This window comes from Achromobacter sp. E1 (assembly GCF_037039475.1).
GTDB lineage: Bacteria > Pseudomonadota > Gammaproteobacteria > Burkholderiales > Burkholderiaceae_B > Achromobacter > Achromobacter mucicolens.
Map to the genome: position 1 here is coordinate 5,905,661 of NZ_CP146253.1, position 26,464 is coordinate 5,932,124.

The following is a 26,464-nucleotide window of genomic DNA, read 5'->3' on the forward strand; positions in this document are numbered from 1 at the left end:
GCGGCCTTTTGATTTTCAGGCTTGCCCGCGATCCTCGCGGGGCAAGCCTGCCGGAGAATTCCGCTTATTCGGCGGAATCCTCGGTACCCACGTCGGAAGCAGGCGTCTCGGCGTCCGAGCCCACCGTGACCGGCGCGTCCTCGAACGGGTTGGCCTGCTGGCGGGCGGCTTCGCGTTCCGCAGCCTCCAGCAGTTCCTTGTCGCGGCGTGCGTGGTGGTAAGCCAGGCCGGTACCCGCCGGGATGAGGCGGCCGACGATGACGTTTTCCTTCAAGCCGCGCAGGTCGTCGCGCTTGCCCATGATGGCAGCTTCGGTCAGGACCCGGGTGGTTTCCTGGAACGAGGCGGCCGAGATGAACGAGTCGGTCGACAGCGAGGCCTTCGTGATACCCAGCAGCACGTTGTCGTACGTGGCAGGACGCAGGTCGGCAGCCGTGACGCGGTCGTTCTCGTTGAGCAGCTCGGAGCGCTCGACCTGCTCGCCCGGGATGAACTCGGTATCGCCCGCATCGACGATGTTCACACGGCGCAGCATCTGACGAACAATCACTTCGATGTGCTTGTCGTTGATCTTCACGCCCTGCAGACGGTAAACGTCCTGCACTTCGTCGACGATGTACGTCGCCAGCTTCTCGATGCCTTGCAGGCGCAGGATGTCGTGGGGATCGGCCGGGCCGTCCACGATCATTTCGCCCTTGTTCACCACCTGGCCGTCGTGCACCAGAACCTGCTTTTCCTTCGGAATCAGGAACTCGTGGCTCACGCCTTCCAGGTCGGTGATGACCAGACGCTGCTTGCCCTTGGTGTCCTTGCCGAACGAAACCGTACCGGTGACGTCGGCGAGCATGCCGGCGTCCTTCGGCGAACGGGCTTCGAACAGTTCGGCCACACGCGGCAGACCGCCGGTAATGTCGCGGGTCTTTTGCGATTCTTGCGGAATACGCGCCAGAACTTCACCCACGGCAACCTGCTGGCCGTCGCGCACCGTGATCAGGGCGCCGACCGGGAACGAGATGTTCACCGAGTGATCGGTGCCGGCGATCTTGACGTCTTCGCCGTTCTCGTTGACCAGCTTGATCTGCGGACGCATGACGATCTTGCCGCCACGGGTCTTCGGCGTGATGACGACGAGCGTCGACAGGCCGGTGACTTCGTCCACCTGCTTGGCAACGGTCACGCCTTCTTCGATGTTCTCGAAGCGGACGGCGCCGCCGTATTCCGACACGATCGGACGGGTCAGCGGATCCCACGTCGCCAGACGCGCGCCGGCCTTCACGGCCTCGCCATCGCCCACCAGCACGGTCGCGCCGTACGGGATCTTGTGGCGTTCGCGTTCGCGGCCGTTGTCGTCGAAGATCGCCAGTTCGCCCGAGCGCGAGATCGCGACACGTTCGCCCTTGGCGTTCGTGACGTAACGCATCGTGCTGGCAAAGCCGACCGTACCAGTCGACTTCGTTTCCACCGCGCTGGCCAGAGCCGAACGCGACGCCGCGCCACCGATGTGGAACGTACGCATCGTGAGCTGCGTGCCCGGTTCACCGATGGACTGCGCCGCGATGACACCGACGGCCTCGCCCTGGTTGACGGACGAACCGCGGCCCAGGTCACGGCCATAGCAATGCGCGCACAAACCATGACGCGTTTCGCAGGTCAGCGGCGTGCGGACCTTGACTTCGTCCACGCCGATGCGGTCGATGGTGTCGACCAGGTCTTCGTCCAGCAGGGTGCCGGCGACGATGGCCGTTTCCTGCGTGTCCGGATTGACGATGTCCACGGCAGCCACGCGGCCCAGGATACGGTCGCGCAACGGTTCGATGACTTCACCGCCTTCGACCAGGGCCTTCATGTTGTAGCCCTGCGAAGTGCCGCAGTCGTCTTCCGTAATGACCAGATCCTGCGTCACGTCGACCAGACGGCGGGTCAGGTAACCCGAGTTCGCGGTCTTCAGTGCCGTGTCGGCCAGACCCTTACGCGCACCGTGAGTGGAGATGAAGTACTGAAGTACGTTCAGGCCTTCACGGAAGTTCGCGGTAATGGGCGTTTCGATAATCGAGCCGTCCGGCTTGGCCATCAGGCCGCGCATGCCGGCCAGCTGGCGGATCTGGGCGGCCGAACCGCGGGCGCCCGAGTCAGCCATCATGTAGATGGAGTTGAACGATTCCTGGCGCACTTCCTCGCCGTGACGGTTGGTCACGGGCTCGGTGGCCAGTTGTTCCATCATCGCCTTGCCGACCTTGTCGCCAGCCTTGCCCCAGATGTCCACAACGTTGTTGTAGCGCTCTTGGGACGTGACCAGACCCGACGAGTACTGCTTGTCGATTTCCTTCACTTCGCGGCTGGCTTCGGCCAGGATGCCTTCCTTGGCGGTCGGGATCAGCATGTCGCCCATGGCGATCGAGATACCGCCGCGCGTGGCCAGGCGGAAGCCCGACTGCATCAGCTTGTCGGCGAAGATCACCGTGTCGCGCAGGCCGCAGCGGCGGAACGACTGGTTGATCAGACGCGAAATTTCCTTCTTCTTCAGCGCCTTGTTCAGGACGGTGAAGGGCAGGCCCTTGGGCAGGATCTCGGACAGCAGCGCGCGGCCGACCGTCGTCTCGTGACGGCGGATGACCGGTTGCCATTCGCCGTTCTCGTCGCGCTCGTGTTCCTTCAGGCGCACGGTGATGCGGCTTTGCAGCTCGACTTCGTTGTTGTCGTAGGCGCGCTGGACTTCAGCGACGTCCATGAAGAAGATGCCTTCGCCACGGCCGTTGATGCGCTCGCGGGTCGTGTAGTACAGACCCAGCACGATGTCCTGCGACGGCACGATCGACGGTTCGCCGTTGGCGGGGAACAGCACGTTGTTCGAGGCCAGCATCAGCGTACGCGCTTCCAGCTGGGCTTCCAGCGACAGCGGCACGTGAACAGCCATCTGGTCGCCGTCGAAGTCGGCGTTGAACGCCGCGCAAACCAGCGGGTGCAGCTGGATCGCCTTGCCTTCGATCAGCACCGGCTCGAACGCCTGGATGCCCAGACGGTGCAGCGTCGGCGCACGGTTCAGCATGACCGGGTGTTCGCGGATGACTTCTTCCAGGATGTCCCAGACCACCGGTTCCTGGCTTTCGACCAGTTTCTTGGCAGCCTTGATGGTCGTGGCCAGGCCCATCATCTCCAGACGATTGAAGATGAACGGCTTGAACAGTTCCAGGGCCATCAGCTTGGGCAGGCCGCACTGATGCAGCTTGAGCTGCGGACCCACCACGATGACCGAACGGCCCGAGTAGTCGACGCGCTTGCCCAGCAGGTTCTGACGGAAACGACCGCTCTTGCCCTTGATCATGTCGGCCAGCGACTTCAACTGGCGCTTGTTGGCGCCCGTCATGGCCTTGCCACGGCGGCCGTTGTCCAGCAGCGAGTCGACAGCTTCCTGCAGCATGCGCTTTTCGTTGCGCAGGATGATCTCAGGCGCCTTGAGCTCCAAGAGGCGCTTCAGGCGGTTGTTGCGGTTGATGACGCGGCGGTACAGGTCGTTCAGGTCGGAGGTCGCGAAGCGGCCGCCGTCCAGCGGCACCAGCGGACGCAGGTCCGGCGGCAGCACGGGCAGCACTTCCATGACCATCCACTCGGCCTTGATGCCGGACTTCTGGAAGCCTTCCAGCACCTTCAGGCGCTTGGAGATCTTCTTGATCTTGGCTTCCGAGCTGGTGGCCTTCAGTTCGCCGCGCAGCGTTTCCACTTCGCGATCGATGTCGATGGTGCGCAGCAGTTCACGCACGGCTTCGGCGCCCATCAGAGCACGGAAGTCGTCGCCGTATTCCTCGGTCTTGGCCAGGAAATCGTCGTCCGACATGATCTGGCCGCGCTTGAGCGGCGTCATGCCGGGTTCGATCACGCACCAGGCTTCGAAGTACAGCACGCGTTCGATGTCGCGCAGGGTCATGTCGAGCACCATGCCCAGACGCGACGGCAGGCTCTTCAGGAACCAGATGTGCGCGACGGGGCTGGCCAGCTCGATGTGGCCCATGCGTTCACGGCGAACCTTGGCGACGGTGACTTCAACGCCGCACTTTTCGCAGATCACGCCACGGTGCTTCAGGCGCTTGTACTTGCCGCACAGGCACTCGTAGTCCTTGATCGGGCCAAAGATCTTGGAGCAGAACAGACCGTCACGCTCAGGCTTGAACGTGCGGTAGTTGATGGTCTCGGGCTTGCGAACTTCGCCGTAGGACCACGAACGGATCTTCTCGGGCGAGGCGATGCCGATCTTGATGGCATCGAACTGCTCGTCTTGCGAGACTTGCTTAAAGAGGTCGAGTAGCGCTTTCATTAGTTACGCTCCAAATCCATGTCCAGGGCCAACGAGCGGATTTCCTTGACCAGAACGTTGAACGATTCCGGCATGCCGGCATCGATCACGTGGTCGCCCTTGACGATGTTCTCGTAAACCTTGGTACGACCGTTGATGTCGTCCGACTTCACCGTCAGCATTTCCTGCAGGGTGTAGGCGGCGCCGTATGCTTCCAGCGCCCACACTTCCATTTCCCCGAAACGCTGGCCGCCGAACTGCGCCTTGCCGCCCAGCGGCTGCTGCGTGACCAGCGAGTACGGGCCGGTGGAACGGGCGTGCATCTTGTCGTCGACCAAGTGGTGCAGCTTCAGGTAGTGCATGTAGCCGACCGTCACGGGGCGTTCGAACTGCTCGCCCGTGCGGCCGTCGAACAGCCATGCCTGCGTACGCGAAGGCGTCAGCGCCATGCGTTCGGCGACGTCGTCCGGATAGGCCAGTTCCAGCATCTTGGTGATTTCCTCTTCGGTCGCGCCGTCGAAGACGGGCGTCGCGAACGGCACGCCGTTCTTGAGGTTCTGGGCCATTTCCATGACTTCGTCATCGGTCAGCTCGTCGATGCGCGCGCCGGTGCCGGTCGTGTTGTAGACCTTGTCCAGGTAGGCGCGGACGTTCTTGACCTGCGCCGTGCGCTCGTCACGCAGCATGTCGGCGATACGATGGCCAACACCCTTGGCAGCCCAGCCCAAGTGAACTTCCAGCACCTGGCCGACGTTCATCCGCGAGGGCACGCCCAGCGGGTTCAGAACGATGTCGGCCGGCGTGCCATCAGCCATGTGAGGCATGTCTTCGACCGGGGTGATGCGCGACACGACACCCTTGTTGCCGTGACGGCCTGCCATCTTGTCGCCAGGCTGCAGACGACGCTTCACGGCCAGGTAGACCTTGATCATCTTCAGCACGCCCGGGGGCAGCTCGTCGCCCTGCGTCAGCTTCTTGCGCTTCTCTTCGAAGGCCAGATCGAACTGATGACGCTTCTGCTCGAGCGATTCCTTGGCCTGTTCCAGCACGACGGCGTGCGGCTCGTCGGCCAGACGGATGTCGAACCACTGCCAGCGATCCAGATCGGCCAGGTAGGCCTTGGTGATCGTCGCGCCCTTGGCCAGCTTGCGCGGGCCGCCGTTGACGGTCTTGTTGATCAGCATCTTTTCGATACGATCGAACTGGTCGTTTTCAACGATGCGCAGCTGGTCGTTCAGGTCCTGGCGATAGCGGCGCAGTTCATCGTCGATGATGGACTGGGCGCGCTTGTCGCGCACGATGCCTTCACGCGTGAACACCTGCACGTCGATCACGGTGCCGGTCATGCCCGAGGGCACGCGCAGCGAGGTGTCCTTAACGTCGGACGCCTTTTCACCGAAGATGGCGCGCAGCAGCTTCTCTTCCGGCGTCAGCTGGGTTTCGCCCTTGGGCGTGACCTTGCCGACCAGCACGTCGTCGGCGCTGACTTCGGCGCCGATGTAGGTGATGCCGGAATCGTCCAGACGGTTCAACTGCGTTTCAGCCAGGTTGCTGATGTCGCGGGTGATTTCTTCCGGTCCGAGCTTCGTATCGCGGGCGACAACGGTCAGTTCCTCGATGTGCACCGAGGTGTAGCGGTCATCCGCCACGACCTTTTCGGAGATCAGGATCGAGTCTTCGAAGTTGTAGCCGTTCCAGGGCATGAACGCGATCAGCATGTTCTGACCCAGGGCGAGTTCGCCCAGGTCGGTCGATGCGCCGTCAGCCAGCACGTCGCCCTTGGCAACGCGGTCGCCACGCTTGACGATCGGACGCTGGTTGATGTTCGTGTTCTGGTTGGAACGCGTGTACTTGATCAGGTTGTAGATGTCGACGCCCACTTCGCCGGCGACGTTTTCTTCGTCGTTCACCCGAATCACGACGCGCTCGGCGTCGACGTGGTCGACCAGACCGCCACGCAGCGCCTGCACGGTGGTGCCCGAGTCAACGGCCACGGTGCGCTCGATACCCGTACCCACGACCGGCTTTTCCGGACGCAGGCAAGGCACGGCCTGACGTTGCATGTTGGCGCCCATCAGTGCGCGGTTCGCGTCGTCGTGTTCCAGGAACGGAATCAGCGAGGCAGCAACCGACACGATCTGCGACGGAGCAACGTCCATGTAGTGCACGTTGGCCGGGGCGGTCAGCATCGTTTCGCCAGCTTCACGGCAGGCGACCAGGTCGTCCACGAAACGGCCTTCTTCGTCGAGCGCGGCGTTGGCCTGCGCGATGACGTAGTGGCTTTCTTCGATGGCCGACAGGTAATCGATCTGCTCGCTGACGCGGCCGTCGATGATCTTGCGGTAAGGCGTTTCCAGGAAGCCGTACTCGTTCAAGCGAGCGTACAGCGCCATGGAGTTGATCAGACCGATGTTCGGGCCTTCCGGCGTTTCGATCGGGCAGACGCGGCCGTAGTGGGTCGGGTGCACGTCGCGGACTTCAAAGCCGGCGCGCTCGCGGGTCAGACCGCCCGGGCCCAGTGCGGAAACGCGACGCTTGTGCGTGATTTCCGACAGCGGGTTGGTCTGGTCCATGAACTGCGAGAGCTGGCTCGAACCGAAGAACTCCTTGATGGCAGCCGAGATCGGCTTGGAGTTGATCAGGTCGTGCGGCATCAGGTTTTCGGTCTCGGCCTGGCCCAGACGTTCCTTGACGGCGCGCTCGACGCGCACGAGGCCGGCGCGGAACTGGTTTTCGGCCAGTTCGCCCACGCAACGCACGCGGCGGTTGCCCAAGTGATCGATGTCGTCGATCTGGCCACGGCCGTTACGCAGCTCAACCAGCACCTTGATGGTTTCAAGGATGTCTTCGTTGGTCAGCGTCATCGGGCCGGTGATGTCCTCACCACGGCCCAGACGGCTGTTGACCTTCATGCGGCCGACGCGCGACAGGTCGTACGTCTCTTCGCTGTAGAACAGACGCTGGAACAGCGCTTCCACCGCTTCTTCGGTGGGCGGCTCGCCAGGACGCATCATGCGATAGATGGCAACGCGCGCGGCCATCTGGTCGGCGGTTTCATCGGTGCGCAGCGTTTGCGAGATGTACGGACCGCGGTCCAGGTCGTTCGTGTAGAGCGCCTGGAACTCGTGCACGTTTGCGGCGCGCAGGGCGCCGAGCACGCTTTCCGTGATCTCGTCGTTGGCGTTGGCGATGACTTCGCCGGTTTCTTCGTCAACGATGTTCTTGGCCAGCACACGGCCGTACAGGAAATCTTCCGGCACGGAGATGCGCTGGATGCCGCCGGCAGCCAGGTCGCGCAGGTGCTTGGCGTTGATGCGCTTGTCCTTCTCGACGATCACCTTGCCCGAACGGTCGGCGATGTCGAAACGGGCCATTTCGCCCTTCCAACGCTCAGGCACGAATTCCATCATCGCGCCTTCGCTCTTCAGTTCGAAGTTGTCGAAGTCGAAGAAGTTGGCCAGGATGGTTTCCGGCGTCATGCCGATGGCCTTGCACAGGATCGTGACAGGCATCTTGCGGCGACGGTCGACGCGGAAGAACAGGACGTCCTTCGGGTCGAACTCGAAGTCCAGCCACGAGCCGCGGTAAGGGATCACGCGGGCCGAGAACAGGAGCTTGCCGGAGCTGTGCGTCTTGCCGCGGTCGTGTTCGAAGAACACGCCAGGCGAGCGGTGCAGCTGCGAAACAATGACACGCTCCGTGCCGTTGATGACGAAGGAACCCGTGCCCGTCATGAGCGGAATTTCGCCCATGTAGACTTCCTGTTCCTTCACTTCCTTCACGGTGGGCTTGCTGACTTCGCGGTCAAGCAGCACCAGGCGGACCTTGGCTCGCAGGGGCGAGGCATAGGTCAGGCCACGTTGCTGACATTCCTTGACATCGAACACCGGTTCGCCGAGCACATAGCTCACGAACTCCAAGCGCGCCATACCGTTGTGACTAACGATCGGGAAAATCGACGTAAACGCCGCCTGCAAACCGTCGGCTACGCGTTCGGACGGGGCGGTATCCGCCTGCAGGAAAGTTAGGTAGGATTGAAGCTGTGTCGCCAAAAGGAAAGGAACGTTTTGAACGTCTTCACGCTTGGCGAAGCTTTTGCGGATGCGCTTTTTTTCGGTGTACGAGTAAGGCATGAGCACTCCGACTCGAGGTTGCATGGGCCGTCAACCACGGCCCCAGGTGATACGACTCCAGGAAACCCCACTGAATGGGCATACCCCCAGTAGGGGTTTCCTGGAAACGCAAAAGCCCGGGGACTGCAAACTGTGCTGTCCCCGGGCAGTTGACGCAGGTCTTACTTGACTTCGACCTTGGCGCCAGCTTCTTCCAGCTTCTTCTTGGCGGCTTCGGCGTCAGCCTTGGCCACAGCTTCCTTGACGGGCTTCGGAGCGCCGTCGACCAGGTCCTTGGCTTCCTTCAGACCCAGACCGGTCAGCTCGCGCACGGCCTTGATGACGCTGACCTTGTTCGCGCCGGCTTCTTGCAGGACGACGGTGAACTCGGTTTGCTCTTCAGCAGCGGCAGCAGCGCCACCAGCGGCGGGAGCAGCGACAGCGACGGCAGCGGCAGCAGCCGACACGCCGAACTTCTCTTCCATTTCCTTGATCAGCTCGGACAGCTCGAGCACGGTCATGCCAGCGATGGCGTCAAGGATTTCAGCTTTGTTAAGTGCCATTTTTCAGAACTCCAAATATTTTGGTAATGCCAGGGTTTGGGTGTCGCTTCGTCGTTCAGCGAATTCCGGACAACAGGGCGATTAGGCCGCTGCCTTCTGGTCGCGCACGGCAGCGAGGCCACGGGCGAACTTGGTCGGAACTTCGTTGAGCGTACGCACGAATTGCGCGATGGGGGCTTGCATGGTGCCAAGCAGTTTCGACAGCAACTCTTCGCGCGAGGGCATGGTGGCCAGGGCCTTCACGCCTTCTTGGTTCAGCAAGTTGTTGGGCAGAGCGCCCGCCTTGATGACCAGCTTATCGTTGCTCTTCGCGAAACCAGCAATGACCTTGGCCGCCGCTACCGGATCAGTGCTGATGCCATAGATCAGCGGACCGGTCAGTTGCTCGGCCAACGGCTCGAAAGCCGTGCCAGCAACAGCACGACGGGCCAGCGAGTTCTTCAGAACACGCAGATACACGCCCGATTCACGCGCAGTTTTGCGCAGTACGGTGACAGAGGCGACGTCCAGACCACGGTACTCAGCGATAACAATCGATTGGGCCTTGGCGACTTCCGCCGAGACTTCCTCGATTACCACCGCTTTCTCTTGACGATTGAGACTCACGGTTTGAACACTCCATCAAAAGACGCCTGGGGCCGGAGCCTTGCGCGTCAACCGAATGCGGCGCCTGGACGAGTTCTTCGGGTAAAGAATTCTTCCTGGGGACGCCGTCTACGCTGGATCCGGACTAGGTGAGCTCCGGGATTAAGCGGGGCAGCGGCGGTGCTGCTTTCCTTGCGGAAGGAACAATCCCTTCCACTGCCCTGCTCCAGCGGTCTTTGACAGCAACATCCGGAGGGGTCCGGATGCAGCCCAAAGTACGTTTACAGCTGTTGGCTTAGTTGGAAGCCGACAGCGAGGCAATTTCCACACGCGCTCCGCCGCCCATCGTGGACGAAACGGCGAGCTTGCGCAGGTAAATGCCCTTGGCAGCTGCGGGACGAGCCTTTTGCAGGGCGTCGACCAGAGCGGCCAGGTTGGTTTGCAGCTGTTCCACGCCGAACGACGCGCGGCCGATCGTTGCGTGGATGATGCCGGCCTTGTCGGTACGGTACTGAACCTGACCGGCCTTGGCGTTCTTCACAGCGGTTGCGACGTCGGGGGTCACGGTGCCGACCTTCGGGTTCGGCATCAGGCCGCGCGGGCCCAGGATCTGACCCAGGGCGCCGACGACACGCATCGTGTCGGGCGAGGCGATGACGACGTCAAAGTCCATTTGACCGGCCTTGATGCTGTCGGCCAGGTCGTCCAGACCAACGATGTCGGCGCCAGCGGCCTTGGCGGCTTCAGCCTTGTCGCCTTGGGCGAACACGGCGACGCGGACCGACTTGCCGGTGCCGGCGGGCAGCACGACCGAACCGCGGACCAGTTGGTCCGACTTCTTCGGGTCGATGCCGAGCTGCACGGCCACGTCAATGGATTCATTGAACTTGGCGACGGCGGTTTCCTTGACCAGGGTCAGGGCTTCAGCGACCGGGTACAGCTTGGTGCGGTCGATCTTTTGTGCAATAGCGGCGGCGCGCTTGGACAACTTAGCCATGATTAGATCCCCTCAACCGTGATGCCCATGCTGCGGGCGCTGCCAGCGATCGTGCGCACTGCGGCTTCCAGATCGGCGGCGGTCAGGTCGGGACCCTTGGCCTTGGCGATTTCTTCAGCTTGCGCGCGGGTCAGCGTGCCGACCTTGTCGGTATGCGGCTTGGGCGAACCCTTTTGCACGCCGGCGGCCTTCTTGATGAGGACCGTCGCGGGCGGGGTCTTCATGATGAAGGTGAAGCTCTTGTCGGCGAAAGCGGTGATCACCACCGGAATCGGCAGACCAGGCTCCATGCCTTGGGTCTTGGCGTTGAACGCCTTGCAGAATTCCATGATGTTCAGGCCACGCTGACCCAGGGCCGGGCCAATCGGGGGGGAGGGGTTAGCCTTACCAGCCGGTACTTGCAGCTTGATAAAGCCGACGATCTTCTTCGCCATGCTTTGCTCCTTGCGGGTGATATCGCCCTGGCCAATAAGGACAGGGCTCCCCGGGGGTTAGATTCAGGTCTTTTCGACCTGGCTGAAATCGAGCTCGACGGGCGTGGCGCGACCAAAAATGGTGACGGACACACGCACCTTGCTCTTTTCGTAGTTGACTTCTTCGACGTTGCCGTTGAAGTCCGCAAACGGACCTTCCTTGACCCGAACCATCTCGCCCACTTCGAACAGGATCTTGGGGCGGGGTTTCTCGACGCCCTCTTCCATCTGGGAGAGGATCTTTTCGACTTCCTTTTCGGAAATCGGGGTCGGACGATTGCCCGAGCCGCCCAAAAAGCCGGTGACTCGGTTGGTGTTCTTGACCAGGTGCCACGTTTCGTCGGTCAGGTCCATTTCAACCAGGACATAACCGGGGAAAATGCGGCGCTCGGTGATCGACTTCTGACCACCCTTGACCTCGACGACTTCTTCGGAGGGCACAAGGATGCGGCCAAACGACGTTTGCAGGCCCGCGCGCTCGATGCGCTCATTCAGGGCCTTGTGTACGCTTTTTTCCATGCCGGAGTACACATGGACGACATACCAACGCTTACTCATTTGCCGTCCTTATTTCCAGCCCAGCAGCAGGCCGTAGAGAATCCATTCGATGCCCTTGTCGAGCACCCACATGAAAATGCCCATGACCGCCACGAAGGCAAAAACGATACCCGTCATCTGGGTCGTTTCCTTGCGGGTGGGCCATGCGACACGCTTGACTTCGTTGTAGGACTCGCTGGCAAAGCTCAGGGTACGGCGACCGGGTTCGCTGAACCAGGCGATCGCGGCTGCGATCACGAGGCCGCCGACGAACACACCGATCCGAGCGGGCATCGGCTGCGCGCTAAGCACGGAGAACCCGACGATGCCAGCAATAACGACGAGAACCGCCAGCCCGAGCTTGACCCGGTCGGCGGTACTGGTAACGGTTTCTACGCTGGTATTAGACATATTGCGACGCGAGCCGCCGTGAATGCGTAACTCGCGATGATCTCCCGCGGGTTTATCCTGGCGGTGGCAGGGGCAGTAGGAATCGAACCTACAACCTTCGGTTTTGGAGACCGACGCTCTGCCAATTGAGCTATGCCCCTAAACACATCAAACTCTTGTTCCGCCTGCATCGGCTCGCGGAACCATACATAGTACTACTTTTACAGCAAAGATGGATAGAGGGGCATGAATGCCCACCCTACCCATCCGGGTATTGCTTACTTCAGGATCTTGGCGACGACGCCGGCGCCGACGGTACGACCGCCTTCACGGATGGCGAAACGCAGACCTTCTTCCATGGCGATCGGGGCCAGCAGCTTGACGGTCATCGTCACGTTGTCGCCCGGCAGAACCATTTCCTTGTCGGCCGGCAGGTCGATCGTGCCCGTCACGTCCGTCGTGCGGAAGTAGAACTGGGGACGATAGCCGTTGAAGAACGGGGTGTGGCGGCCGCCTTCTTCCTTGGACAGGATGTACACCTCGGACGTGAAGTCCGTGTGCGGGGTGATCGAGCCCGGCTTGGCCAGAACTTGGCCGCGCTGGACGTCTTCACGCTTGGTGCCGCGCAGCAGGATGCCCACGTTGTCGCCAGCTTGACCTTGGTCCAGCAGCTTGCGGAACATTTCCACGCCCGTGCAGGTCGTCTTGACCGTCGGAACGATACCGACGATTTCGATTTCTTCGCCGACCTTGATGATGCCGCGTTCGATACGGCCGGTCACCACGGTGCCGCGACCCGAGATCGAGAACACGTCTTCAACCGGCATCAGGAACGCGCCGTCGATGGCACGCTCAGGCGTCGGGATGTACGAATCCAGCGCGGCAGCCAGAGCCAGAATGGCCTGTTCGCCCAGTTCGCCCTTGTCGCCTTCCAGCGCCAGCTTGGCCGAACCCTTGACGATCGGGGTGTCGTCGCCCGGGAAGTCGTACTTGGACAGCAGTTCGCGAACTTCCATTTCCACCAGCTCGAGCAGCTCGGCGTCGTCAACCATGTCAGCCTTGTTCAGGAAGACGATGATGTACGGCACGCCAACCTGGCGGCTCAGCAGGATGTGCTCGCGCGTTTGCGGCATGGGGCCGTCAGCGGCCGACACGACCAGGATCGCGCCGTCCATCTGGGCAGCGCCCGTGATCATGTTCTTGACGTAGTCGGCGTGGCCCGGGCAGTCAACGTGCGCGTAGTGACGCGTTTCCGTTTCGTACTCGACGTGAGCCGTGTTGATGGTAATGCCGCGTGCCTTTTCTTCAGGAGCTGCATCGATCTGGTCGTAGCCCTTGGCTTCGCCGCCGAACTTGGTCGACAGAACGGTCGTGATCGCCGCCGTCAACGTCGTTTTGCCGTGGTCAACGTGACCAATCGTACCCACGTTCACGTGCGGCTTGGTACGTTCAAACTTGCCTTTTGCCATGGCTGACTCCTGACCTGGATTGCGCTTCTGACTGAAGAAAAGAATTTGGAATTTGTGGTGCCCATGGCGCGGATCGAACGCGCGACCTCTCCCTTACCAAGGGAGTGCTCTACCACTGAGCCACATGGGCATTTAAAAATCTTGGAGCGGGTGAAGGGAATCGAACCCTCGTCGTAAGCTTGGAAGGCTTCTGCTCTACCATTGAGCTACACCCGCGGCAAACCCTTTCACCTTCTCTCGTCCCAACCCTTCGAAATGAAGGCCGGAGGATCCTTGCCACCTTCTTTGCGAAGGCTGCACAAGGCCACCGGGCCTTACATTGCAAATCCAGGCCAACCGCGCCTGGATTTAGGTATGGATCTCTGGTGGAGGAGGTTGGATTCGAACCAACGTAGGCGCAAGGCCAACAGATTTACAGTCTGCCCCCTTTAACCACTCGGGCACCCCTCCAGCGGAGAACTTGAGATTATGAACACTTTCAAATCCGCTGTCAAACCATTCGGATGAAAAATTCATAATTTCAGTTCCACCTCCGCCGCGTTTCCGCGCAGAGGGGGCGAAGCTTACAGGTTTCCGCGAATTGCTGCACGAAAAAGCTGAGAATATTTTTCGGCGGAGAAATTGACGGGGTTCGTGCCGGCGGAGGGATCCTGGCTGGCCATGCGCCCCACCCGCTCGGCCTGGCCGTCATCCAGGCCGATCTCGGCGAGCGTATGCGGGATGCCGACGGCCTCTCGCAGCGCCAGCACCCAGTCGAGCACCGCGCCCGGGCTTTGCCGCGGCAAGCCGAGATAACGCGCAAGCGCTTCAAGCCGGGGCGCCACCGCTTCTTCGTTGGCCTTGAGCACGTAGGGCATCAAGATCGCATTGAGCAGGCCGTGATGCGCGTCATAGAGCGCGCCGAGCGGATGCGCCAGCGCGTGCATGGCGCCCAGGCCGCGCTGGAAGGCGGTGGCGCCCATGCACGATGCCGTCAGCATCTGCTGGCGCGCCTGCAGATCGGCGCCATCGGCAACCGCCTGCGGCAGATACGCCTTGATAAGGCGCATGCCCTCCAGCGCAATGCCAGCCGCCATGGGATGAAAGAACGGCGAACAGTAGGCTTCCAGGTTGTGCGACAGCGCGTCCATGCCCGTGGCCGCCGTGATCTTGGGCGGCAGGCCCACGGTGAGCTCGGCGTCCAGGATCACGATGGACGGCAGCATGCGGGCGTGAAAGATGATGCGCTTGATGTGCGCGGCCTGGTCGGTAATGACGGATGCGCGCCCGACTTCGGAGCCGGTGCCTGCGGTGGTGGGCACGGCCACGACGGGCGCCATACCGGCGGCATTGACGCGCAGGTAGTTGTCGCCGATGTCTTCGAAGTCCCACAGCGGCCGGCTCTGCCCCGCCATCAATGCGATGGCCTTCGCCGCATCGAGCGCCGAACCGCCGCCGAACGCAATGACACCGTCATGGCGCCCGCGCTTGAACGCCGCGACACCGTCGTCGACGTTGCGCCCGGTGGGATTGCCCTTGATGTCGTGAAAGACCGCGCAATCGACACCATCATCGTGGCACATGCCCACGGCATCGCGGACCATGGGCAACGCGGCCAGTCCGGGATCGGTCACGAGCAAAGGTCGGGACATGCCCAGCTCACGGCAGCACGCGGGCAGTTCCTTGATGCGTCCGGGACCCACCTTGATGGCGGTGGGATAGTTCCAGTTGACGTGGGGGACGGTCATGATTCGGTTCCTGGTGATGCCGCGCTCAGAGGCTGCGCATATGGAAGGATTTCGCCTGGGTGAGCGGTTCGTAGCCGAGCTTGGACAAGGACACGCCGCGGCCCGACTCCTTGACGCCCGTCCACGCGAGCGCCGGGTCGAGGTAGTCGCATCGGTTCATGAAGAACGTGCCGGCGCGCACCTGCCCGCCGATACGCAATGCGGCCGCTTCGTCCTGCGTGAAAACGGCAGCCGTCAATCCGTACGGACTGTCGTTCATCAGCGCGATGGCCTGTTCGTCACTGTCGACCGGCATGATGCCGGCGACCGGACCGAAACACTCCTCGCTCATGATGCGCATGCGGTGGTCGACCTGCGTGAGCAACGCGGGCGCTACATAACACGAGCTTTCGCTCGCTTTAAGTGAGCTTTCACTCGCTTTTTTGAAATGCGAGTTATCGATCACGTTTACAGCGCCGGCGCCGACGGCTTGCGCGATCACTTCCCGGATCTCGGCCGCCGCGCGGGCGCGCACGACAGGGCCAAGCGTCGTGTCCAGCTGCAACGGATTGCCCAGCACGTAGCGGTGCGTTAACGCAGCGGCGCGCTCGACGAAGGCGTCGTGCACGCCACGCGCCACGTAGATGCGCTGAATGCCGCAACACGACTGGCCGGCGTTGAAGAACGCGCCATCGACGAGCGTCTCTGCCGCGGCGTCCAGGTTGGCGTCCTCACGCACGTAGGCTGGGTCGTTGCCGCCCAGTTCCAGTCCGACGCCGATAAAGCGACCCGCCGCGCTTTCCTCGACAATGCGCCCTCCCCGGACCGAGCCCGTGAAGGACACATAGCCGATCTCCGGCGCGCGGATCAGCCGTTGCGTGATGTCGTGGCTGGCGTGCAGGTATTGAAAGACGCCTCTTGGCGCCCCCGCGTCTCGGAATGCGCGATCGATGAGCTCGGCGCACAGCGGCGTCTGGTCGGAATGCTTGAGAATGACGGTGTTGCCCGCCATCAGTGCGGGCACGATGCTGTTCACCGCGGTCAGCAGCGGATAGTTCCAAGGCGCGATGGTGAGCACCACGCCGACGGGCGCGCGGCTGATGAAACGCGTAAAGCCTGGCTGCGCGGGAACGGCAATGGGAGCGAGGGCATCGTCGGCGATGGCGATCATGTGGCGCGCGCGGGTGGCGAAGCCATCGACTTCGCCGGGTGCGTCGCGTAGCGGACGGCCCATCTGAATGGTGATCGCGCGCGCAATTTCATCCTTGGCCGCCACGACATGGTCCACCGCAGCCGTCACGATGCGCCCCCGCGCCTGGATGCCGAGCGCATGCCACGCCGGCTGCGCGCCCTGGGCGTTGGCCAGCGCCTGCGAGATCTGCGCTTCGCTGGCGTAGGCACGGCGCACGACCGGACGTCCGTCGATGGGGCTGATGGTGATGAGTTCGTGGGTCATGGCTACTCTGATGGCAATGGACGGGTTCAGATGATTTCGAAGTAGCGCGCAAGCTCCCAGTCGGTCACATGACGCCGGAACTGCCGCTCTTCCCATTCGCGCGTCGCAGCGTAATGCTCGACGAATGCGTCGCCGAACAGCACGCGCGCGGCGTCGGAGCCGCGAAGACGCTGCGCGGCTTCCCACAAGGTCGTGGGCAGATGCAGATGCGCGGGAAACTCCTGCGTATAGGCATTGCCCTGTACCATGGGCTCGGGCGACAGCCCTTGCTCGATGCCGTACAACCCGGAGGCGAGCGCCGCGGCCAGCGCCAGATAGGGATTGGCATCGGCCGATCCGATGCGCACTTCGACACGCTGCGATTTGTCGCTGCCCGGGATGAGCCGCAGTGCCGTCGTCCTGTTTTCCATCCCCCACGTGGCGTCCAGCGGCGCCCAATAGCCGGGCACCAGGCGCGAATAGCTGTTGATGGTTTGCGCGTACAAGGCCATGAACTCGGGCAGGTATCGCTGCACGCCCGCCATGAAGGCGGCCTGCAGGCTGCCGACGCCATGTGGCTGCGACTCATCGTAGAAGGACGAACGCCCCGTCTTGCGGTCGCGCAGAGACAGGTGAATGTGGCCGCTTTGACCCGGGTGGTCGTGCGACCATTTCGCCATGAAGGTGGCCATCAGGCCGTTCTGTTGCGCAAGCGCCTTGGCGAACGTCTTGAACAGAAACGCCTTGTCGCCGGCCGCCGCCGCATGGTCCACGGCAAGCGCGGCCTCCAGCACGCCCGGCCCGGTCTCGGTGTGCAGGCCTTCGATGGGCATGTCCATGCGCTCGCACATGTCGAGCAGCTTGCGATAGAAGTCGCCCTCGACCGTGCTGCGCAGAACCGAATACCCGAAATTGCCGGGCGTCCAGTTCTCCATGTTGCGGTAGTGCTTGGCGCGCACGGAGTGCGGCGTCTCGCGGAACATGAAGAATTCGTACTCCAGCGCGGCATAGGCATCGAATCCCATGTCCGCCGCGCGATCGATCACGCGGTGCAGCAGGCGGCGCGGACAGATGGCGGCGGCATCGCCCTCGAATTCCGCCAGGAACAGCAGCATGTCTTCGCCGCCGGGGCCTTGTTCCAGCGTGAGACGGCGCGCGCTTTGCGGCACGATGCGCATTTTTGCGTCGGGGTATGCGGTGTGCCAGCCGGTGTACCGGGTGTTGTCGTAGAGCTGATCGTCCAGATCCCACCCCAGCACCACGTCGCAGAACGCGAGCCCGGAACGCAGCGCGCCCAGGAATTTGTCGCGCCTCAGGTACTTGCCCAGCATGACGCCGTCCACATCGGACAGGCCGATCTTGATATGCGAGAGCGGGCTGGCCTGCACCAGCCGCTCTGCGTCTTCCACCGTTGCTACCCCTAGTGCATGCATGCTCGTTCACCTTATGGCTGAAGCGTTGCGTGGAACTGCGGGCGGGCGGCGCGCCGGTCAGGCCATGGCCGCCCCCAGCACCTGCATCGCCTGGCGATGCAGCGCAGGTGTGGCGGCCGCGATCACGCGGCCCTTTGAGGCGAGGCCGAGCGGCTGCCCTGTCCAATCCGTCATGACGCCGCCCGCGCCTTCGATCACGGGCGCAAGGGCAAGATAATCGTAGGGCTGCAGCCCCGCCTCCACGACGAGGTCGACGTGACCGCTGGCGAGAAGCCCATAGCTGTAGCAGTCGCCTCCATAACGGCGCATGCGTGTCTTGGCTGCCAAGTGGTCGAAAGCGGCCAGCTCGGCGCCCGTGAAGATGTCGGGCGCGGTGGCATACAGGATGGCGCTGTCGAGGTCGGTGCATGCGCGCGTCGCGCACGGCTCGCCGTTCAATCGCGACGGCGCGTGCGCCACGCCGATCCAGCGTTCGTCGAGCATGGGAATGTCGATCAGCCCCAACACCGGCCTGCCGCGGTGCAGCAGCGCAAGCAGCGTGCCCCACAGCGGATTGCCCGAGATGAAGGCGCGGGTGCCATCGATGGGGTCGAGCGACCACACGAATTCGGCATCGGCATGAGAGGCGCCGAATTCTTCACCGAATATGCCGTGGCCGGGATGATGCGCGGCGATGGCCTCGCGCAGCGCCGCCTCGACCTGCCTGTCTGCCTGCGTGACGGGACTGTCATCGGCCTTGGTGTCGACGTCAAGCGGATGCCGGAACCACTTGCACGACAAGGGCCGGGCGCGGTCCGCCAGCGACTGCGCGAACGCGGCATACGCCGCGAGTTGCGGCGCCGACAAGGCCGAGGAAGTCTGCATCGATGCCCTCCAGGAGGGGCGCGCGGAGGATCAGTGCGCCGACGGAACGCCTGCACGCAGGCGTTTCCAGTCTAGACACCTTGCTCCGCGTTGGCAAACATGCCGTTCAATCGAGCGACACGCCCGCCGTCTTCACCATGTCGGCCCAATACGTGGTGTCCTGCTGCAGCCGGCTCTTGAAGGCCGCGGGCGCGCTGCCCACAGGTTGGCTGCCGCCGCTGTTGATCTTGGCGATCACGGCGGGCGACTTCATGGCCTGCTCCACGGCCTGAGCCAGATAAGCGATGCGCTCGGGCGGCGTTCCCGCGGGCGCGAACAAGCCGTACCAGTCATCCGCGGTGATGCCTTCCAGACCGGCCTGCTTCAACGTGGGCGCGCGCTTGAAGATGCCCACGCCATCGCCGTGACTCATCGCAAGAATCAGCAGTTTTCCGGCCGCGACCATGGGTTCGGCCGATGCCGGCGAGGTGATCAGCATGTCGACGGTGCCGCCCAGCAGGTCCGTGACCGCCGGCGCCGCGCCGCGATACGGCACATGCACCAGCTTGACGTTGGCCTTCTGGGAAACCAGCGCGCCCATCAGATGGCTCATCGTACCGTTGCCCGGCGTCGCGTAGGTGATGACCCCAGGCTGCTTGCGTGCGGCCGCAAGATAATCGTCCAGCGTCTTGTACGGGCCATCCGCGCGCGAGACGAGCACCAGGGGCGCCGAGGTGATCTGCGAAATGGGCACGAAGTCCTTCAGCGGATCGAAGCCCACGTTCTTGTACAGGCGCGGATTGACGGCCATGACGCTGGTCTGCGACATCACGAGGGTGTAGCCGTCAGGCTTGGCGCGGGACACCTGTGCGGTCCCGACGTTGCCGCCCGCCCCCGAGCGGTTTTCGACAACCACGCTTTGACCCGTGATGGCGCCCAACTCCTGCGCGATCAGGCGTGCGACGCCGTCGTTGCCGCCGCCCGGCGGGAACGGCGAGACAACGGTGATGGCCTGCTTCGGATAGTCCGCCAGCGGCGCCGGCGTCTGGGCATGGGCGGCGAACCCCCACGCGAGGGCTGCCGCTGCCACCGCGGCCGTCTTGCAAGCTTGCAATGCGTGTTGCTTCATCTGGATTTCCCCTTGAGATGGCGGCCGGATACTCGGCCGTCCTTTGCATTCCGGTTCGCCATGAACCGTCCGCACCCCGGCGGCAATTGCCGCCGGGGCGTCCTGATCAGGTTGAAGCGGGTGGCGCCGCGCAAACGCGCGGCGGCGGTGTCAGCTGGCCGGGAACCGGTACGCGGCGCGTTCCCGGTCGTCGATCTGCTTGACGAGATTGGTTTCCCAGGCGAGGTACTGCCGCGCGGCGGCCTTGTTCCCGTCGTGGCGGTCGTGCACAAAAAACAGGTAGTCGATGCAATCGCTATCGGGCGGATCGGCGGGCGTCGTCTCCAGCGAAATGCCTTGAGCCGACCAGCTGTTCGGCGTGCCCGTATTGGCCTTGACATCATCGATGCCCAAGGCAGCCAGATCGCGTGCCGCCCACGCCGCCAGTGCGGCGTCTTCGGCCAGCAACACGACTGGACGCGCGGGACCGAGCGCCAGACGATGCAGCCGCGGACGGATGGACCAGCGGGCGCCGGCCACGTGGCTCGCGCGGTACCGCATGCTGGGCCGAATGTCGACAATCTGGGCGCCCTGCTTCAGCACATTGGCCAAGGCCGCATCGGACAGCAGGGCAAGCTCAGGCGCGGGCGCCTCGGGCTGGGCCGGCGTGTGGGCCAGCACGGCGCCAGTGCCTTCTTCGAGCGTGCAGGCGTCCCATCCCATCTGCCGGAGCCAGCTGGCGACGACCGGCGCGCGCACGCCTTCGCCATCGAACACGACGATGCGGGCGCCGCGCACGGCGATGTACTGGTCCGTCGCCTGAATGAGTTGCCCGCCAGGCGCATGCTGCGCGCCGGGCAACGACCCCTTCGCGAACTCTTCGGCGCTGCGCACATCGCACAGGAACGTGGTGCGCTGCGGGTCTCGCAGCCAGTCCTGCACCTGCCCGGCGTTGGCCGACGGCACGCCGTGACGCTGGGCGAGCTGCGCGGAACGCTGCGCCAGCGCCGGCACGTCTTCAGGCGTGACGTCATCCGGATACCGGCGGCGCGCGCCATGCTCGAGCTGCAGGTCTTCCAAGTACCAGCCCTGGGTGCCGTTCTCCAGGGCGTAGACCGGATTGGGCACACCCAGGTTGATGAGCGTCTGCGCGCCGATGATGCTGCGCGTGCGGCCCGCGCAGTTCACCACGATGGTGGTGTCCGGCCGCGCAGCCAGCGTGTGGGCGCGCAGCGCCAGTTCGCCGTTGGGGCAGCAGATGCCGCCGGGAATGCTCATCTTCTGGTATTCGGCGAAGGGCCGGCCGTCCAGCACGATAAGGTCGTCGCCCCGGCGCTGGCGTTCGGCCAGTTCGCGGGCGCCGATGCGCGGGGTGTGGAAAACCTCTTCGGCGAGTTCACCAAACGTTTTGCTGGGAACGTTCACGCCTGCGAATGCGGCATAACCGTCGCGCTGCCATTGCGCGATGCCGCCGGCCAGGCGGTGCACATCCGTGTAGCCCAGCACGCCAAGGGCGCGCGCGGCGCGGGCCGCGGTGTCGTCCTCGCCCCCCTCGTCGTAGACCACGACGCGCACGCCGCGGCGAGGCGCGAGGCGGACGATGTCGACTTCAAGGCGGCTGTACGGGACCGGCGCGGCGTAGAACAGATGCGACTCGCCATACTGGCCATGCTCGCGCACGTCCAGAAGCGCGATCTCGCGGCCGTCGTGCAACCACTGCTTGAGCGTGTGCGAATCGACGTCGGCGAAGGTGGGGTCGTTATACGGCTGCATCATGAGATTCGGAGGGTACGGATGGGTTGAGTCAGTGCGGCCAGGCCGCGGTCAAGGTCGGCGATCAGGTCGTCAGGATCTTCCAGGCCGATGTGCAGGCGCAGCATGGGACCGCGAGCATCAAGGCCCGGCAGCGAGCGCGCAGCCTGCAAGTTCACCGGAATCACCAGGCTTTCAAAGCCGCCCCACGAGGCGCCGATGCCGAATAGCTGCAGGCTGTCGATGAAGCGCTCGGCGTCGGCCTCGGTGTAGGCGCCCGACAGTTCCAGCGTCAGCAGGCCGTTGGCGCCGGTGCAATCGCGCCGCCAGATTGCATGGGAGGGATCGCCAGGCAGCGCAGGATTCAAAACGCGCGCGACTTCCGGACGCGCCTTGAGCCACTGGGAGATCAGGAGCGCGCTGCGGGCGTGCTGCGCCATGCGCAGGGGCAGCGTGCGCATGCCGCGCAACACCAGGAAGGCATCGTCGGCGCCGACCGTCTGGCCGAAATCGATGGTTGCGCGTTCCAGCGCCCGCCATGCGCGCTCGTTCGTGACGACGGCGCCCATCATCACGTCGGCATGGCCGCCCAGATATTTGGTCGCGGCAAGGATGGAGATGTCGGCGCCCAATGCGAGCGGTTTTTGCACCAGACCGGACGCCCACGTGTTGTCCACAGCCAGCCAGCAATCGTGTTTTCGCGCGGTTGTGGATAACTCGATGAGGTCCGGCATCTCGTAGGTCAGCGACCCCGGCGACTCCGCGTAGATCATGCGGGTATTGGGCCGGATCAGCGCCTCGATGCCGGCGGCATCGGGGCGGTAGTACGTGAATTCGATCCCCAGGCGCGTCAGGTGTTCGGCGCAGAACCGGCGCACCGGCTCATACACGGCGTCTGTCACCAGCACATGATCGCCGGCGCGCAGATAGGCAAGCAGCACGGTGGCGATTGCGGCCTGACCCGTGGGATAAAGCTTGGCGCGATAGCCCGCTTCCAGTTCGACGAGCGCGTCTTCCAGGGCGTGCGTGCTGTCGGTGCCGCGCGCGCCATAGGACGGCAGACGCTCCTGTTCGCGGCGTGCCCGCGTGTCGCGCCACGCTTCTACGCTATCAAAGACATACGTGCTGGCGCGCGTGACCGGCGTGTTGACCCAGCCTTGGTGAGGACGTCCTGCGCGCAGCAGGCGCGTTGCGGACCGGAAGGGCTTGCTCATGATCAGCGCCGCGTCTGTACGCCAATCGGCATGATCTTGCAGGTGCCGGTCTCCAGGTCGAAGCCCAGGCGTTGGTCCAGCGTTTCCAGCGCGCGTCCGTACATGTGCAGATGGCGGATGACGCTGTCGCCCTGGATTTCCACTGCGTGGATATCGTCGGGCATCAGCGCAATGCCGGTGCCGGGGCCCACCACCACGGTGTCGATCTGCGCCAGCTTGCCGACGCCCGGCTGCGAACCGTCGTCCAGGCGGTCGTACACGTAGTTGTATTCGACGCCTTCGACCGCCGCGATACACGCCCAGGTGGTGTGGTTGTGCGGCACGATCTTCTTGCCCGGGCGCATGACGTTCAGGTACAGCGCATAGCTCTTGTCGGCGTCTTCGGCGATCAGATAGCGGGCCTGGCGTTCGTCGCCCTCGGGCGGCGGGTAGCGGTCGGCGCCCCACCAGGCGGTATTGCCGGCCAACGCCACCAGCTCATCCAGGACGAGCTGAAGGCTGTCGCGGTTCAGGCCCTTATTTCCTACAGTTTTTTTAATATTTTCGACCGCGCTGTCGATGCCGGCCTGTTGGGGATGTGCAGTGCTCACGTCGTTGTTCCCTCTTGTTTCATGAGTTATTGCACTTACTGTATCGCCGGCCGTGAGCACCAACAATTTAAATTGCTTGAACATTCCATTAGGACTGCTAATGTATCGGGTTATCCCTGAACCCATTTCCCGCTGAACGGATGCGCAACCTAGACCTGGACCTGCTTCGCACGCTGACGGCCATCGCGCAGCATGAAACGTTTTCCGAGGCCGCCAACCGGCTGCACAAGACGCAGTCCGCCATCACGCAGCAGATGCAGCGGCTCGAGGCGATGATCGGTCTGCCCCTGTTTGAAAAGCAGGGCCGCAACAAGGTGCTGTCCTCGCATGGCCGGCGGCTGGTCGAATACGCCCGGCACATGCTGGCCATCAACGATGAGGCGCTGCGGGCCTTGCAGGACGGGCCGCTGGAAGGCGAGCTGCGGCTGGGTGCGCCCCTGGACGTGGCGGACACGATCCTGCCCACCCTGCTCACGCACATCGCGCGCGTGGCGCCCCGCGTGAAGCTGGAGATCCGGGTCGATCGCAGTCCGTTCCTGATGGATGCCCTGCGCGCGGGCGAGATCGACCTGACGATCTCCACGCGCTTTGATCAGGACTTCGAGGGCGTGGCATTGCGTACGTCGCCGACGGTCTGGCTGGCATCCGCCGATTACGTGCACGATTCCCATGCGCCCGTGCCGCTTGTGCTGGCGGACGAACCCAGCATCTTTCGCCGCCTGGCGCTCAATGCGCTGGAGCAGGCGCAGGTGCGCTGGCACACGAACTACGTGGCGCCGAATCTGGTGGGGATCAAGGCCGCGCTGCGCGCGGGCCTGGGCGTGACGGCGCGCAGCGTGGAACTGCTGGGGCCGGAGATGCGGGTGCTGGGAGAAAAGGAAGGGCTGCCGCCCCTGCCGGACGTGACCTACTTCCTGTGGATAAGGCGTGATCTCATCAATCCGCTGACGCGGCAGGTGTACGACATGCTGCGGACCAACCTGGGTCTTGCGCAGCAAGGCGCGGCGACGGAGCCGCCGCCCACGGTTCAATAACGGTCGAACACCTGCTGCAACGCATCCGGATCGCGAGTGATCGTCAGCGCGAGCATCAGAAGGATGCGCGCCTTCTGCGGATTCAGGTCGCGCGCGGCCACAAAGCCCAAGCTGGCGTCGTCGACTTCGACATCGCGCGCCACGAAACCGCTGCCCGTGCGGCTGGACCGAACGACGGCCACGCCGTCGTCGGCTGCACGCCGCAGGCCTTCGATGGCCAGGTCGGTGGCGTTGCCGTCGCCCACGCCCGCCAGCACGATGCCGTCGGCGGCGCTGGCCAGGAAATCGATCAGGTCGGCCTGCAGGTTGGCATACGCATAGACGATGTCCACACGCGGCCAGCCAGCCTTTTCCAACAATGCGAGTGAAAACTCGCTTTGTGCGCCATAGGTGGTGGCATTGCGCGAGTAAAAGCAAGGCACGCCGCCGTGCATGACGCCGGCGCGGCCGCGATTGGGCGATGCAAACGCGCACAGGCCGGCGCTGGCGATCTTCTGGATTTCGCGGGCGTAATGGATGTCTTCGTTCATGACGACGAGCGGGCCGCGGCCCCGCGCATCGGGATGGCGCGCCAGCGCCACCGCGTTGTACAGATTGGCCGGACCTTCTGCGCCCAGCGCCGTGGCCGGGCGCATGGCGCCAACCAGCACGACGGCCTTGTCATGACGGTTCACGAGGCTGAGGAAATAGGCGGTTTCCTCAAGCGTGTCGGTTCCGTGGGTGATCACGATGCCGGCCACGGAGGCGTCCTGGCAAAGCGTGTCCACGCGCTGCGCCAGCGAGCGCCAGACGTCGTGCGTCATGTTCTGGCTGCCGACGTTGGCAACCTGCTCGGCGCGGATCTCTGCGATGTTGGCCAGCTGCGGCACCGCCGCGAGCAGGTCATTCACGGAAAAAGTGCCCGACTTGTAGCCGGCGGACGTGGCGTCAGCCTGGGCCCCCGCAATCGTGCCCCCCGTCGCCAGCACCGCGATGACGGGCAATGCGTTTTCAGGCATCCACCGCTCCGGAAAGGCCCTGGCGCTCGAGGAGCGAATTCAGGTGCTCCCAGCCGTGGAAGTCGATGACGATCTGACCCTTTTCCTTGGCGCCCACTTTCAGCGCCACGCGCGTGCCCAGATGATCGGACAGCGCTTCTTCCAGACGCGTCAGGTCGCGCGACACGCCGTTGGTCTTCTTTTTGGGCGACGCCGAGGCTTCGGCTTCCTTGGCCGTCTTGGCAACGAGCTTTTCGGCCTCGCGCACCGACAGGCGGCGCGCGATGATGAGATTGGCAAGCTGGATCTGCGTGGCCGCATCGACGGCGAGCAGCGCGCGGGCGTGGCCCATGTCGACGTCGCCGGCCAGCAGCATGGTCTGCACGGGTGCGGCCAGATTCAAGAGGCGCAGCAGGTTGCTGGTGGCGGAACGCGAGCGGCCGATGGCCTGCGCGGCCTGTTCGTGCGTCAGGCCGAACTCATCGAGCAGGCGGCGCACGCCGTGCGCTTCTTCGAGCGGATTCAGGTCTTCGCGCTGGATGTTTTCGATGAGCGCCATGACGGCGGCGTTTTCATCGGCGACCTCGCGCACCAGGACCGGCACTTCTTTCAGGCCGGCAAGCTGCGCGGCGCGAAAGCGGCGTTCGCCTGCGATGATCTCGTAGTGGCCGGGCGCATCGCCCAGCGCGCGCACGAGAATCGGCTGCATGATCCCTTGCGTGCGAATCGACTCGGCCAGCTCGCCCAGGGCCCCCTCGTCCATGCGCGTGCGCGGCTGGTACTTGCCGGCGCGCATCTTCGAGATGGGCAGGGTGGACGGCGGACCCTCGGGCTTGGCGACAGCCTTGCCGATGTTGTCGATGGCGGGCGCATCGGCGCCGAGCAAGGCGTCCAGTCCGCGACCCAATCCCTTGGGTTTCTTGGTGGCCATAATTAAATCCTCTTTCCTTCTGTCTTT

At 63.7% G+C, this 26,464-nt stretch carries 20 protein-coding genes and 4 tRNA genes; 1 reads left to right on the forward strand and 23 read right to left on the reverse strand.

Going from position 1 to position 26,464, the window contains the following annotated elements; translation table 11 throughout:
* Positions 1 to 64 precede the first annotated feature (64 nt).
* From rpoC to V6V88_RS27430, 21 genes are all read right to left on the reverse strand, one after another.
* Positions 65 to 4,309 (reverse strand): DNA-directed RNA polymerase subunit beta', encoded by a 4,245-nt coding sequence (gene rpoC, locus V6V88_RS27330; RefSeq protein ID WP_056320718.1) that lies wholly within the window; start codon positions 4,307 to 4,309, stop codon positions 65 to 67.
* Positions 4,309 to 8,421: a DNA-directed RNA polymerase subunit beta gene (gene rpoB / locus V6V88_RS27335; protein ID WP_062839269.1), complete on the reverse strand. Its 4,113-nt coding sequence runs from the start codon at positions 8,419 to 8,421 to the stop codon at positions 4,309 to 4,311. The genes rpoC and rpoB overlap by 1 nt, the downstream gene beginning before the upstream one ends.
* Before the next feature lie 161 nt (positions 8,422 to 8,582).
* Complete coding sequence (gene rplL, locus V6V88_RS27340) at positions 8,583 to 8,963, reverse strand: 50S ribosomal protein L7/L12 (protein ID WP_008157777.1); 381 nt, start codon at positions 8,961 to 8,963, stop codon at positions 8,583 to 8,585.
* A gap of 81 nt (positions 8,964 to 9,044) precedes the next feature.
* On the reverse strand, positions 9,045 to 9,569 hold the full coding sequence (rplJ, locus tag V6V88_RS27345) for a 50S ribosomal protein L10 (RefSeq protein WP_056320723.1): 525 nt from the start codon (positions 9,567 to 9,569) through the stop codon (positions 9,045 to 9,047).
* Positions 9,570 to 9,843: 274 nt separating this feature from the next.
* Positions 9,844 to 10,545 (reverse strand): 50S ribosomal protein L1, encoded by a 702-nt coding sequence (gene rplA, locus V6V88_RS27350; RefSeq protein WP_056320726.1) that lies wholly within the window; start codon positions 10,543 to 10,545, stop codon positions 9,844 to 9,846.
* A 2-nt stretch (positions 10,546 to 10,547) separates the two neighbouring features.
* Positions 10,548 to 10,979: a 50S ribosomal protein L11 gene (rplK, locus tag V6V88_RS27355; protein ID WP_056320728.1), complete on the reverse strand. Its 432-nt coding sequence runs from the start codon at positions 10,977 to 10,979 to the stop codon at positions 10,548 to 10,550.
* 63 nt (positions 10,980 to 11,042) lie between these two features.
* Positions 11,043 to 11,576: a transcription termination/antitermination protein NusG gene (gene nusG, locus V6V88_RS27360; protein WP_006389586.1), complete on the reverse strand. Its 534-nt coding sequence runs from the start codon at positions 11,574 to 11,576 to the stop codon at positions 11,043 to 11,045.
* A gap of 9 nt (positions 11,577 to 11,585) precedes the next feature.
* Positions 11,586 to 11,966 carry a preprotein translocase subunit SecE gene (gene secE, locus V6V88_RS27365; RefSeq protein ID WP_046806052.1) on the reverse strand — a complete coding sequence of 127 codons (381 nt, stop codon included), beginning with the start codon at positions 11,964 to 11,966 and terminating at the stop codon, positions 11,586 to 11,588.
* Positions 11,967 to 12,030: 64 nt separating this feature from the next.
* Positions 12,031 to 12,106, reverse strand: a tRNA-Trp gene (locus tag V6V88_RS27370).
* 117 nt (positions 12,107 to 12,223) lie between these two features.
* Positions 12,224 to 13,414 carry an elongation factor Tu gene (tuf, locus tag V6V88_RS27375; RefSeq protein WP_062839263.1) on the reverse strand — a complete coding sequence of 397 codons (1,191 nt, stop codon included), beginning with the start codon at positions 13,412 to 13,414 and terminating at the stop codon, positions 12,224 to 12,226.
* A gap of 55 nt (positions 13,415 to 13,469) precedes the next feature.
* Positions 13,470 to 13,544: transfer RNA gene (locus V6V88_RS27380), tRNA-Thr, on the reverse strand.
* A 12-nt stretch (positions 13,545 to 13,556) separates the two neighbouring features.
* Positions 13,557 to 13,630: transfer RNA gene (locus V6V88_RS27385), tRNA-Gly, on the reverse strand.
* 147 nt (positions 13,631 to 13,777) lie between these two features.
* Positions 13,778 to 13,864, reverse strand: a tRNA-Tyr gene (locus V6V88_RS27390).
* A 113-nt stretch (positions 13,865 to 13,977) separates the two neighbouring features.
* Complete coding sequence (locus V6V88_RS27395) at positions 13,978 to 15,141, reverse strand: iron-containing alcohol dehydrogenase (RefSeq protein ID WP_223573707.1); 1,164 nt, start codon at positions 15,139 to 15,141, stop codon at positions 13,978 to 13,980.
* Between the two features lie 25 nt (positions 15,142 to 15,166).
* Positions 15,167 to 16,576, reverse strand: coding sequence for an aldehyde dehydrogenase family protein (locus V6V88_RS27400; protein ID WP_338617094.1), 1,410 nt, complete (start codon positions 16,574 to 16,576; stop codon positions 15,167 to 15,169).
* 26 nt (positions 16,577 to 16,602) lie between these two features.
* Positions 16,603 to 17,988, reverse strand: coding sequence for a glutamine synthetase family protein (locus tag V6V88_RS27405; protein ID WP_223573711.1), 1,386 nt, complete (start codon positions 17,986 to 17,988; stop codon positions 16,603 to 16,605).
* A gap of 57 nt (positions 17,989 to 18,045) precedes the next feature.
* Entirely contained in the window at positions 18,046 to 18,852 is an 807-nt protein-coding gene (gene hisN / locus V6V88_RS27410; RefSeq protein WP_223573716.1) for a histidinol-phosphatase, read from the reverse strand.
* A 106-nt stretch (positions 18,853 to 18,958) separates the two neighbouring features.
* Positions 18,959 to 19,960 carry a tripartite tricarboxylate transporter substrate binding protein gene (locus V6V88_RS27415; protein WP_223573718.1) on the reverse strand — a complete coding sequence of 334 codons (1,002 nt, stop codon included), beginning with the start codon at positions 19,958 to 19,960 and terminating at the stop codon, positions 18,959 to 18,961.
* 150 nt (positions 19,961 to 20,110) lie between these two features.
* Positions 20,111 to 21,712, reverse strand: a complete 1,602-nt coding sequence (locus V6V88_RS27420; RefSeq protein WP_223576576.1) for a rhodanese-like domain-containing protein — start codon at positions 21,710 to 21,712, stop codon at positions 20,111 to 20,113.
* Positions 21,712 to 22,905 (reverse strand): cystathionine beta-lyase, encoded by a 1,194-nt coding sequence (gene metC / locus V6V88_RS27425; RefSeq protein ID WP_223573720.1) that lies wholly within the window; start codon positions 22,903 to 22,905, stop codon positions 21,712 to 21,714. Before metC ends, V6V88_RS27420 begins: the two co-directional genes overlap by 1 nt.
* Before the next feature lie 2 nt (positions 22,906 to 22,907).
* Positions 22,908 to 23,495 (reverse strand): cysteine dioxygenase family protein, encoded by a 588-nt coding sequence (locus tag V6V88_RS27430; RefSeq protein WP_056320567.1) that lies wholly within the window; start codon positions 23,493 to 23,495, stop codon positions 22,908 to 22,910.
* Between the two features lie 140 nt (positions 23,496 to 23,635).
* Between V6V88_RS27430 and V6V88_RS27435 the strand changes: the two genes are divergently transcribed.
* Positions 23,636 to 24,529, forward strand: coding sequence for a LysR substrate-binding domain-containing protein (locus tag V6V88_RS27435; protein ID WP_338617096.1), 894 nt, complete (start codon positions 23,636 to 23,638; stop codon positions 24,527 to 24,529).
* Here V6V88_RS27435 and V6V88_RS27440 read toward each other — a convergent pair.
* Complete coding sequence (locus tag V6V88_RS27440; RefSeq protein ID WP_223573722.1) at positions 24,523 to 25,527, reverse strand: asparaginase; 1,005 nt, start codon at positions 25,525 to 25,527, stop codon at positions 24,523 to 24,525. The genes V6V88_RS27435 and V6V88_RS27440 overlap by 7 nt on opposite strands.
* Complete coding sequence (locus V6V88_RS27445) at positions 25,520 to 26,437, reverse strand: ParB/RepB/Spo0J family partition protein (RefSeq protein ID WP_062839279.1); 918 nt, start codon at positions 26,435 to 26,437, stop codon at positions 25,520 to 25,522. The genes V6V88_RS27440 and V6V88_RS27445 overlap by 8 nt, the downstream gene beginning before the upstream one ends.
* Positions 26,438 to 26,464 lie beyond the last annotated feature (27 nt).

Excerpts from the sequence above, each read along its gene's own strand:
- rpoC (WP_056320718.1), bottom strand. The coding sequence starts at position 4,309 with ATGAAAGCGCTACTCGACCTCTTTAAGCAAGTCTCGCAAGACGAGCAG.
- rplK (WP_056320728.1), bottom strand. The coding sequence starts at position 10,979 with ATGGCGAAGAAGATCGTCGGCTTTATCAAGCTGCAAGTACCGGCTGGT.
- V6V88_RS27405 (WP_223573711.1), bottom strand. The coding sequence starts at position 17,988 with ATGCATGCACTAGGGGTAGCAACGGTGGAAGACGCAGAGCGGCTGGTG.
- secE (WP_046806052.1), bottom strand. The coding sequence starts at position 11,966 with ATGTCTAATACCAGCGTAGAAACCGTTACCAGTACCGCCGACCGGGTC.
- V6V88_RS27440 (WP_223573722.1), bottom strand. The coding sequence starts at position 25,527 with ATGCCTGAAAACGCATTGCCCGTCATCGCGGTGCTGGCGACGGGGGGC.
- nusG (WP_006389586.1), bottom strand. The coding sequence starts at position 11,576 with ATGAGTAAGCGTTGGTATGTCGTCCATGTGTACTCCGGCATGGAAAAA.
- rplA (WP_056320726.1), bottom strand. The coding sequence starts at position 10,545 with ATGGCTAAGTTGTCCAAGCGCGCCGCCGCTATTGCACAAAAGATCGAC.
- metC (WP_223573720.1), bottom strand. The coding sequence starts at position 22,905 with ATGAGCAAGCCCTTCCGGTCCGCAACGCGCCTGCTGCGCGCAGGACGT.
- rplL (WP_008157777.1), bottom strand. The coding sequence starts at position 8,963 with ATGGCACTTAACAAAGCTGAAATCCTTGACGCCATCGCTGGCATGACC.
- tuf (WP_062839263.1), bottom strand. The coding sequence starts at position 13,414 with ATGGCAAAAGGCAAGTTTGAACGTACCAAGCCGCACGTGAACGTGGGT.
- rpoB (WP_062839269.1), bottom strand. The coding sequence starts at position 8,421 with ATGCCTTACTCGTACACCGAAAAAAAGCGCATCCGCAAAAGCTTCGCC.
- V6V88_RS27420 (WP_223576576.1), bottom strand. The coding sequence starts at position 21,712 with ATGCAGCCGTATAACGACCCCACCTTCGCCGACGTCGATTCGCACACG.
- V6V88_RS27400 (WP_338617094.1), bottom strand. The coding sequence starts at position 16,576 with ATGACCCACGAACTCATCACCATCAGCCCCATCGACGGACGTCCGGTC.
- V6V88_RS27415 (WP_223573718.1), bottom strand. The coding sequence starts at position 19,960 with ATGAAGCAACACGCATTGCAAGCTTGCAAGACGGCCGCGGTGGCAGCG.
- V6V88_RS27445 (WP_062839279.1), bottom strand. The coding sequence starts at position 26,437 with ATGGCCACCAAGAAACCCAAGGGATTGGGTCGCGGACTGGACGCCTTG.
- hisN (WP_223573716.1), bottom strand. The coding sequence starts at position 18,852 with ATGCAGACTTCCTCGGCCTTGTCGGCGCCGCAACTCGCGGCGTATGCC.
- V6V88_RS27395 (WP_223573707.1), bottom strand. The coding sequence starts at position 15,141 with ATGACCGTCCCCCACGTCAACTGGAACTATCCCACCGCCATCAAGGTG.
- V6V88_RS27435 (WP_338617096.1), top strand. The coding sequence starts at position 23,636 with ATGCGCAACCTAGACCTGGACCTGCTTCGCACGCTGACGGCCATCGCG.